Genomic DNA, 7,675 nt, shown 5'->3' on the forward strand with positions numbered 1-7,675 from the left:
AGGGCCACCTTCGCCTTGAACGTCGGTGTGTGGTTGCGGCGGGGTCGTCTCGTCATGGTCTCTCCTGTTCGCGGCCATATTGGCCGCCGTCAGGCAGAAAATCCACTCATCCCACTGTCCAGATTCCCCGAGCCACCTCTACAGGGCGCGGTCCTGGCTCAGATCCAAGGCCAGGGGAAGCGAGCGCTTCGGCGTTCTCGCGTCATCGGGTGGACGGCGCCTGCGCCCCGAAGGCATCGACGTGCGCTCAAAGGTCGAAGCCGCCGCGTGGTTTCTGAATGATCGCAGCGATGTGCGCTCGTCCTTCTACTGCGAAGACGTGGCAACCGAGTTCGACATCCAGGGCCTAGAGCTCGATTGGTGCGCGGTTGCTTGGGATGCTGACTTTCGTCGGGGTGCCGCTGCGTGGCACTTCAATGAGTTTCGCGGCACGCGCTGGCAATCCGTGCACAGCGAGGACAATCAGCTCTATCTCAAGAACGCCTATCGCGTGCTGATGACGCGCGCCCGTCAAGGCATGGTGATTTTCGTGCCACGGGGCAATGCCGAGGACCCAACACGGCCCCCGGCATTTTATGATGCGACCTATGCATATCTCCTTGCCTGCGGCATTCCCGAACTCGGGGTTGCCGCCTGACAAGGCCTATGCAGCATCTCCGCGCCAAAACGGCCCCGGAAAGATGTCGATCGGTGTCGCGCCACATTCTGGGCAGTGCCAGAAATTTGCTGCCATCTGACGTCCAGATAACTCGCCATCGCAGTGCAGGCAGAACCACGTGTCAGACGCATCGCCGCGGTTCAGCGGGTGTACCGTCCTCCCTTCCGATCAGGCTTGGTTGAGCGCCGAGGCCAGTCTGAAGATATCTCTGCACGGAGACGGATCGCCTCTTGGTTGGCGATCTCTAGCGCCCCTTGAACAAAGGCTTCGTCGTGCATCGGGCTATCTTTGGCATTCCCGTAGATCTCGATCTTCGGCTTAATGGAGGGCGCCGCATCAACGAAGATCGACCAGCCAGAACCGCCAATGCAAACCCCTAAGATGTCGCTACTCATCTCGTAGGGGTGAGCGTCGATCATTCCCTTGTGTTCCCACACTCCCAATGCCGTTGTGCCACTGTCGTGCGTATGGCTGGTGTGGTTTTCAGCGGTTTCGATCGCGGCCTCGTCTGAAGTCGGGCGCCAGCCCTTCTCCCATGCTCCGGTGAGTGCGTTCCAATGTGGTTGCCCAAGCTCGACTGCGAGCAGATCGAGTGCTTGGTGATGCGGGATACGATTGGCACGCGCAAAACGCTTGGCAATCGTTTTGAATGTGTGAAGTTCAACGTGGGTCATTGTCCATTCCTCTAGGGTCACGGACCTGACTAGGTGCCCACTGCTAATCAAGTCCGCCCAATCGGGAACGGTCATGAAGCTTGATCGCGCACTGCATGGCTTCGCGTGGTGGGCACACCGGCCTGTGCTTAAGGCCTAAAAGAATCGTAGCAAAATCCTGGGATTGGTCAAGCGCGCGCTCAGAACCCGCTTCAGACGGCCGACTTGGCGATCACCAGCGGCTTACGGCCGGCAGACGATCGAGCCTGTGGCGCCCACTTCAGTGCAGGCGGCAAAGAATGTCTGCAGCAGCCGGTACATCTGCACGAATAGGGGCGAGAGCTTTTCGCCGTTCTGAATGTCCTCAAACGCGTCAGCCACCTGCTGCCGGTCGGGCAACGTCTGGGACAATGCCGCGATGGAGAGCTTCTTCTCGTCCCTCAAGACCGAGCGGTGTGCCCGTGTGCTCGACTAACTGCGTGTCCGAAAAACCGGCAGCAGCTCAACCTGCTCCTCCCACCGCACCGGCAACCGCTCCCCCCAGATCAACCGGTTGGCGGTGAGCCCCGCGGGCTGCCGCCCTGAGAGGATGCCTTCGACGATCTCGGGGGAGAGGAAGGCGAGGGGGAGGAGCTGGCTCACATAGCCATCAGTGAGGCCCTCGGCAGCAGCGATCTCGGTGAGGGTCGCGACGTCACCGGATTGTAGCCTGCCGGCCCAGTCCCAGGCGCGGACGATGGCGGTGACCAGCGAGCGGTCGACGGCGGCCTCGGGGGCTGCATTGGGCAGCACCAGCTTCATCTGCCGCCCGCGGCGCGCCGCGGTGAACGGCACTGTGAGGGTGAACTCCTCATTGGGATCGGGGGCATTGGCCGGCCAGACGCTGCCGCCCCGTGGAATGCCCAGAACACCCCGCAGCCCGGCTTCGTTGAACACCAACTGCAGCCGATTGTGTCCAACGACGACCCGGCCGAGCATCAGCCGGATGCTGGCCTCGAGCTCGGCGCCAATGCGTCCGCCAAGCGACTGGGAGAGAGTGCTGAGCGATTTGAGGGCGACGGGCGCCTCCGTGGGGGTCTCCGCCCCCAGCCGGAACAACAGGCCGCGATGGTCGGCGAGGAGACTGCGCAGCCCGGTGACAACGGCGGCCTCGATCTCGCGCGCCGGCAGGCGCAGCGGCGGGACCGTGCCATCCGACTTGGTCTCCTGCTCTTCGACATAGTAGCGGTAGCGCCGCGCGCCCTTGTTGGCACTGCTGACGATGAAGCGGGTGCCGCGCTCAGTGTGCAGCAGTCCCTCAAGTAGATGCTCGCGTCGCCGCGCCCGACGACGCCGGCGTCGTGGTCCCTGGGTGTTCTCGGCCAGTTGCGCCTGCACCGCCTCCCAGGTCGGCCTGTCGATGATCGCGGCGTGCTGGCCGCGATGCGAGGTCGCCTTGTGCTGGACGCGGCCGATGTAGATGGGATTGGCCAGCAGCTTGTAGAGATGCCCGCGGGTGAAGGGCTTGTTGCCATAGGCATTGCCCCTGGCCGAGGCACGCGGGGCGGTGCGGATGTCCTCCTGCTCAAGTCGCTCCATGAGGGCCGGGACCGATCCGGCTTCGAGATAGAGTGCGAAGATCCGCCTGATGGTGTTGGCATCCGTCGCGTTGACCACCAGCTGCCGCTCGACGACGTCGTAGCCCATGGGCGGGGTGCCGCCCATCCACATGCCCTTCTTCTTGGAGGCAGCGATCTTGTCGCGGATGCGCTCGCCGGTGATCTCGCGCTCGAACTGGGCGAAGGAGAGCAGCACGTTGAGCATCAGCCGGCCCATCGAGGTCGTGGTGTTGAACTGCTGCGTCACCGAGACGAAGGATACTCCATGCCTGTCGAGCACCTCGGCAAGGCGGGCGAAGTCGGTGAGAGATCGGGTGAGCCGGTCGATCTTGTAGACGACGATGATGTCGACCTTGCCGGCATCGACCATCGCCATCAGCTGCTGCAGGGCCGGGCGCTCCATGTTGCCGCCCGAGAAGCCGCCATCGTCGAAGCGGTCCGGGATCAGCTTCCAGCCTTCATGTTCCTGCGAGCGCACATAGGCCTCGCAGGCCTCCCGCTGCGCCTCGAGCGAGTTGAAGTCCTGTTCAAGCCCCTCCTCGGAGGACTTTCTTGTGTAGACGGCGCAGCGGAAGGTCTTGCGCTCGCTCATGGCGATCCACCCTCTGCGTTGACCGCAGCAACCGACGTTGCTCGGCCTGCGCCATCGGCGCGGGTGCGACCGTCTGTGCACCGCCGGCGCGGCGTGCTGGGGACGAGGCCAAAGAACTTCGGCCCCGACCACTTGGTGCCGGTGATGGCGCCGGCGACGGCGGAAAGGGTGCGATAGGTGGTGCCGCGCCACACAAAGCCGTCGGCGACGACGTCGACGACCTCGGTCGCGCCATTCCATTCGCGCATCAGCTGCGTGCCGGGGGTGAGGGCGAAGCCCATCGAGACGGTCAAGCGCGCCGATGGCCCGGGATCGATCTCGCCCCCGCCTTGGCTCGCCGCCCGCGCGCGGCGCAACTGGGCGGCGAGCTTGCGCAGCAGGCGCACCGTCTGGGGTTTGAGGCCACCAAAGGCCTGCTCCTGCAGCCGATAGGCAATGCCGAGCCGGAGCAGTCCGGCCCGGATGCGCGAGGGCGGGTCTCGCTCATAGAGCGCCGCCCACTTCGCCCTGAGTGCTTTGGTGTCGAGCGCATCGAGCGCGGCGACCTCGCGCTCGAGTTCCTCCCTGCTCAACCGCCGCTTCATGCCGCCGACCCCGAGGCGATGCGGTAGACCCGACCGCGACCGTCCACGACCTCGGAGAGGACCTCCAGCTGCAGCTTCTTCTTGAGGTTGCCGCTGATGGCGCCGCGCACCGAGTGCGCCTGCCAGCCGGTGGCCTCGATCAGCTCGGCAATTGTGGCGCCCTCGGGCCGTCGCAGCGCTGCAATCAGGGCGCCGAGTTTGCTGCCTGCCTTCGGCAGGTTCGGCGCCGCTGCATCCGCCTTCTGCGTTTCGACGCTGCCGCCGAGCCGGCCGGTGATGGCGGTCTCGCGTGTCTCATCGACGAGCAGGCCGCTGTCGCTCTCGTGGCCGACATGTTCCATCGGGTCGATGCCCATGAGCTGCAAACCATCCGTCGAGATCACCAGGGTTGTCCGACCCAGCTCGGCGGTATCGCGCCAAATGTCTTCATCCGGAAGGATCGGCCGCTCCGCAATCAACCCGCGCGTAAGCAGGCTCTTGAGGATGATGGCGAGGGTGCCGCGGTTGCCGCCCAGCGACTTCGGCAGCGGCAGAACGAGGCCGCTCTCGCGCGCTGCTGCGGCGGCGAGGATAACGCGCTGGGCGTCGGTGAGCTTGTTTGTGGCCATCCGGCCCTCCTTCGGTCAGGAGCCCCTCGAGGATCGCGAGGCTTGCACTGACCGAAGCCCGGAACTGCTCCGGGCGGGCGGGGCGACGGCCGGGTCGGCGCGTCAGCCAGCAACAGCAATGCTTGCTTTGGCGGCGATGACAAGTCGGGGCGCTGAATCTTCCAGGCACTAGGTGCCTCAGGGGCAGGGCCCTCTGGCGGGTCCGCTTACCTGACGCGGGAACCCGACTGCGGTTATCGAGTTCTCCCAATGCCCAGCGCCGGAGCCGCTATGTCCAGACCAATCGCCAGCAGCACTCGATGCATATGGGATGGGGTCGGTTTGCCGCGATGATCGTGACGTCCGCGGTCATCATGTTCTTCCTGATGTACCAGCTCGTCTACAGTTTTGATCACGTCACATTCAGCGTTAATCGCTTTGTGGCGTCGCTCGTCATGGCGTGCCTCATGACCGTGGTCATGCTCGGCTTCATGTGGTCAATGTACCAAGGCATGGCGGTGAAGGCAGCGGTCCTTGTCGTGGCCACTCTTGCGGGGCTCACGCTTCTCTTTGTGAACCGCAGTCAGAGCCTCATCGACGACACCAGCTTCATGAAGTCGATGATTCCGCACCACTCCATCGCGATCAACAACGCACAAAAGGCAAGTATCAGCGATCCCCGTGTACGCGAACTTGCCGACAGTATCATCGAGTCGCAGGTGCAGGAGATTCTCGAGATGAAGATGCTGATCGACGACATCGAGCGGAATGGCGAGCGCGGTCAACAGGCGCTGCCTGCGCGCTCCGCTGAAGCCACGGACGAGATGGTTTCCGAAGCGGAACAACTCGTCAGAGGGACCCTGCAGGACGAGAACCAAGAGCAGTAGCCCAGGGCTCCGGAGGCGCGAGCCAGGCGATATGGCGCCGGCGCCGCCCGAGCGGTGCCGCTGGTGGGCTGACTTGGTCCGGCCGAGGCTGGAGCACGCGACGCAGATCAAAGGTGGGTGAACCGTCTTTCCCGACGCCCACGATTGTCGCAAGGGTGGCTCCATGATCGTCGTGCGAAACGTGTGGGTTGCCTGTATTGCCAGCCTCCTGTCGGTGGCGCTCGTGCTCGCTTTCGCGGGCAGCGGCTTGGCGCGAAGCCATCAGCCCACGCCGCATGAACACGCTGAAATCGTACAGTTGGCGCCGAAAAGTCAGACGCCAGGTGAGAGCTGCCCGCGCCGGTGCCACCTGCCGCAGGGCCTTGTCGAGGCACAACTGGAACTGGGGCAGTTGCGCCTGCGCAGCGCGACTAGGCTGTCGCCAGTTGCAGCACGGATACCTGAGAGCTGGCTTACTCCGGTGAACACCGGCCCTCCGAAGGTCTGACGGCAGCATTCACTGTCGTCAGAACCCAAGGAGCACCGTCTTGTCTCAATCGTCCATACTGATCGATCCGGCCTTGATCAATGATCGCGTCCGTCTACCCACCTTCCGTCGCCGGCGGTTCATGCAGCTTTCGCTGGCAGCCGCTGCCGCGGGCGCCGTACAGCCAGCGTGGGCGCAACGCGTTCGGGTGCCTGAAAAGGTGCTCGCGATCGCCCGTGAAATGTATAGCGCCGTACCGGCGGAAGCATTCCCGGTGCCTGCGGTGGATATCCGTCAGTTGCATCCCGAGTACTATCGACGGCTCGTCGACTACGACACACACGAGCAAGCGGGTACGGTGGTCGTCGAAACCCACAACCGGTTTCTTTATCTCGTTTTGCCCGAGGGCAAGGCAATACGCTACGGTGTCGGAATTGGGCGGCAGGGCTTTACCTGGTCGGGCCGTGGAACGATCCAGTTCAAGCGCGAATGGCCCACCTGGACGCCGCCGGCGGAAATGATCGAACGGCAGCCCGAGCTCGAGGAGTATCGCGCCGGCATGGCTCCCGGGCTCGACAATCCGCTCGGTGCTCGGGCACTCTATATATTCCAGAACGGCAAGGACACGCTCTATCGCCTTCACGGCAGTGGAGAGGTCGCTTCGATCGGACGGGCCGTTTCGAGCGGATGTGTGCGCTTGCTCCATCAGGACGTCATCGACCTGTACAATCGGGTTCCGGTACCCTCGCCAATCGTCGTGGCCTGACGTGCTTTTGGGAGCCCCCACCCCGGCACGGCCCTTCCGATCATCGGCCACGAGATCGGCTGGGCCGGAGCAACGATCAAGAGGAAAGGTTTCAAGATGAACAATTCGAACAGGCCACCACACAGCTCCATGCGCGATGCGGAAGGCCATTGCGGGAGATCTGCTCGCGCTCAGATTGCGTCGACATGAGGTGGGGCTCCGTTGCCATCGCCGGCGTAGTGGTCGCCGGTGTCGTTACCGTGTATTTCGGGCTGGGCAAGGACCCGGAAGACGTCAGGCAAGGGGCGCCGATTGTCGCCGTCACCGTTCCGGAACTCGGCACAACCGGGCGGGCGGGAAGGGCAGCGTATGATGCGCACTGCGCCTCGTGCCATGGCGCCGCTGCCGCCGGGCGGGACGGTGTTGCGCCGCCCCTCGTGCACCGCATCTACGAGCCGGGCCACCACGGCGATCAGGCCTTCCTGGTGGCGGCTCAGCTCGGTGCGCGGGCGCACCATTGGCCGTTCGGCGACATGCCTCCGGTAGAGGGCGTCACGCGCGAGGACGTGGGCATGATTGTCTCCTACGTCCGGGCGCTGCAGCGCGCCAATGGGATCGAGTAAAACGAGCTGGGCGGCCGTCATCTCTGAGGGCGCGGTCATCGGCTGTCCGGCGGTGCCCGTGCAGGACCGGTGCGGCCGACCCGACAAAGGCAGCGATCAGCGGGTCAGGTCGAGCCGGCGCAGCAACTGGGCGTTGATCGCGACGATAATGGTGCTGGCCGACATGAGGACGGCACCGACCGCTGGCGCCAGCACGATCCCGGCCCAATGGAGAACACCGGCAGCAAGCGGGATGGCGACGATGTTGTAGCCCGCCGCCCACCAGAGGTTCTGCACCATCTT

General features: G+C 64.3%; 11 protein-coding genes. 5 read left to right on the forward strand and 6 right to left on the reverse strand.

What is annotated here, in order from left to right; translation table 11 throughout:
• Positions 1–79: 79 nt before the first annotated feature.
• Positions 80–637: a DNA/RNA helicase domain-containing protein gene (locus tag VGD93_RS02430; RefSeq protein ID WP_395008829.1), complete on the forward strand. Its 558-nt coding sequence runs from the start codon at positions 80–82 to the stop codon at positions 635–637.
• A gap of 161 nt (positions 638–798) precedes the next feature.
• Here VGD93_RS02430 and VGD93_RS02435 read toward each other — a convergent pair whose 3' ends face one another.
• The 5 genes from VGD93_RS02435 to VGD93_RS02455 all read right to left on the reverse strand — a co-directional run bounded on the left by VGD93_RS02435 (position 799) and on the right by VGD93_RS02455 (position 4,693).
• Positions 799–1,332 carry a hypothetical protein gene (locus tag VGD93_RS02435; protein ID WP_395008831.1) on the reverse strand — a complete coding sequence of 178 codons (534 nt, stop codon included), beginning with the start codon at positions 1,330–1,332 and terminating at the stop codon, positions 799–801.
• A gap of 222 nt (positions 1,333–1,554) precedes the next feature.
• Positions 1,555–1,755 carry a hypothetical protein gene (locus VGD93_RS02440; protein ID WP_395008849.1) on the reverse strand — a complete coding sequence of 67 codons (201 nt, stop codon included), beginning with the start codon at positions 1,753–1,755 and terminating at the stop codon, positions 1,555–1,557.
• A 27-nt stretch (positions 1,756–1,782) separates the two neighbouring features.
• The gene (locus tag VGD93_RS02445; RefSeq protein WP_395008833.1) at positions 1,783–3,501 is read right to left on the reverse strand and encodes a recombinase family protein; all 1,719 of its coding nucleotides are present in this window, start codon (positions 3,499–3,501) and stop codon (positions 1,783–1,785) included.
• Positions 3,498–4,085 carry a DUF2924 domain-containing protein gene (locus VGD93_RS02450; protein WP_395008835.1) on the reverse strand — a complete coding sequence of 196 codons (588 nt, stop codon included), beginning with the start codon at positions 4,083–4,085 and terminating at the stop codon, positions 3,498–3,500. Before VGD93_RS02450 ends, VGD93_RS02445 begins: the two co-directional genes overlap by 4 nt.
• Positions 4,082–4,693, reverse strand: coding sequence for a DUF3489 domain-containing protein (locus VGD93_RS02455; RefSeq protein WP_395008837.1), 612 nt, complete (start codon positions 4,691–4,693; stop codon positions 4,082–4,084). The genes VGD93_RS02450 and VGD93_RS02455 overlap by 4 nt, the downstream gene beginning before the upstream one ends.
• A gap of 329 nt (positions 4,694–5,022) precedes the next feature.
• On the opposite strand from VGD93_RS02455, the gene VGD93_RS02460 reads away from it, so the two are divergent.
• The 4 genes from VGD93_RS02460 (at position 5,023) to VGD93_RS02475 (ending at position 7,393) form a co-directional block, all read left to right on the forward strand.
• Entirely contained in the window at positions 5,023–5,559 is a 537-nt protein-coding gene (locus VGD93_RS02460) for a DUF305 domain-containing protein (RefSeq protein WP_395008839.1), read from the forward strand.
• A 163-nt stretch (positions 5,560–5,722) separates the two neighbouring features.
• Complete coding sequence (locus tag VGD93_RS02465; protein ID WP_395008841.1) at positions 5,723–6,046, forward strand: hypothetical protein; 324 nt, start codon at positions 5,723–5,725, stop codon at positions 6,044–6,046.
• A gap of 40 nt (positions 6,047–6,086) precedes the next feature.
• Positions 6,087–6,791 (forward strand): L,D-transpeptidase, encoded by a 705-nt coding sequence (locus tag VGD93_RS02470; protein WP_395008843.1) that lies wholly within the window; start codon positions 6,087–6,089, stop codon positions 6,789–6,791.
• A gap of 185 nt (positions 6,792–6,976) precedes the next feature.
• Positions 6,977–7,393, forward strand: coding sequence for a c-type cytochrome (locus tag VGD93_RS02475; RefSeq protein WP_395008845.1), 417 nt, complete (start codon positions 6,977–6,979; stop codon positions 7,391–7,393).
• A 96-nt stretch (positions 7,394–7,489) separates the two neighbouring features.
• On the opposite strand, the gene VGD93_RS02480 is transcribed toward VGD93_RS02475, so the two are convergent.
• Positions 7,490–7,675 (reverse strand): hypothetical protein (locus VGD93_RS02480; protein WP_395008847.1); only part of this gene is annotated, 186 nt, incomplete at its 5' end.

The organism is Devosia sp. (genome assembly GCF_036406155.1).
Lineage (GTDB): Bacteria > Pseudomonadota > Alphaproteobacteria > Rhizobiales > Devosiaceae > Devosia_A.

What these genes read in the sequence shown, in the direction of transcription:
- VGD93_RS02475 (WP_395008845.1), top strand. Translation starts at nt 6,977, where the DNA reads ATGAGGTGGGGCTCCGTTGCCATCGCCGGCGTAGTGGTCGCCGGTGTC.
- VGD93_RS02435 (WP_395008831.1), bottom strand. Translation starts at nt 1,332, where the DNA reads ATGACCCACGTTGAACTTCACACATTCAAAACGATTGCCAAGCGTTTT.
- VGD93_RS02455 (WP_395008837.1), bottom strand. Translation starts at nt 4,693, where the DNA reads ATGGCCACAAACAAGCTCACCGACGCCCAGCGCGTTATCCTCGCCGCC.
- VGD93_RS02465 (WP_395008841.1), top strand. Translation starts at nt 5,723, where the DNA reads ATGATCGTCGTGCGAAACGTGTGGGTTGCCTGTATTGCCAGCCTCCTG.
- VGD93_RS02460 (WP_395008839.1), top strand. Translation starts at nt 5,023, where the DNA reads ATGATCGTGACGTCCGCGGTCATCATGTTCTTCCTGATGTACCAGCTC.
- VGD93_RS02445 (WP_395008833.1), bottom strand. Translation starts at nt 3,501, where the DNA reads ATGAGCGAGCGCAAGACCTTCCGCTGCGCCGTCTACACAAGAAAGTCC.
- VGD93_RS02450 (WP_395008835.1), bottom strand. Translation starts at nt 4,085, where the DNA reads ATGAAGCGGCGGTTGAGCAGGGAGGAACTCGAGCGCGAGGTCGCCGCG.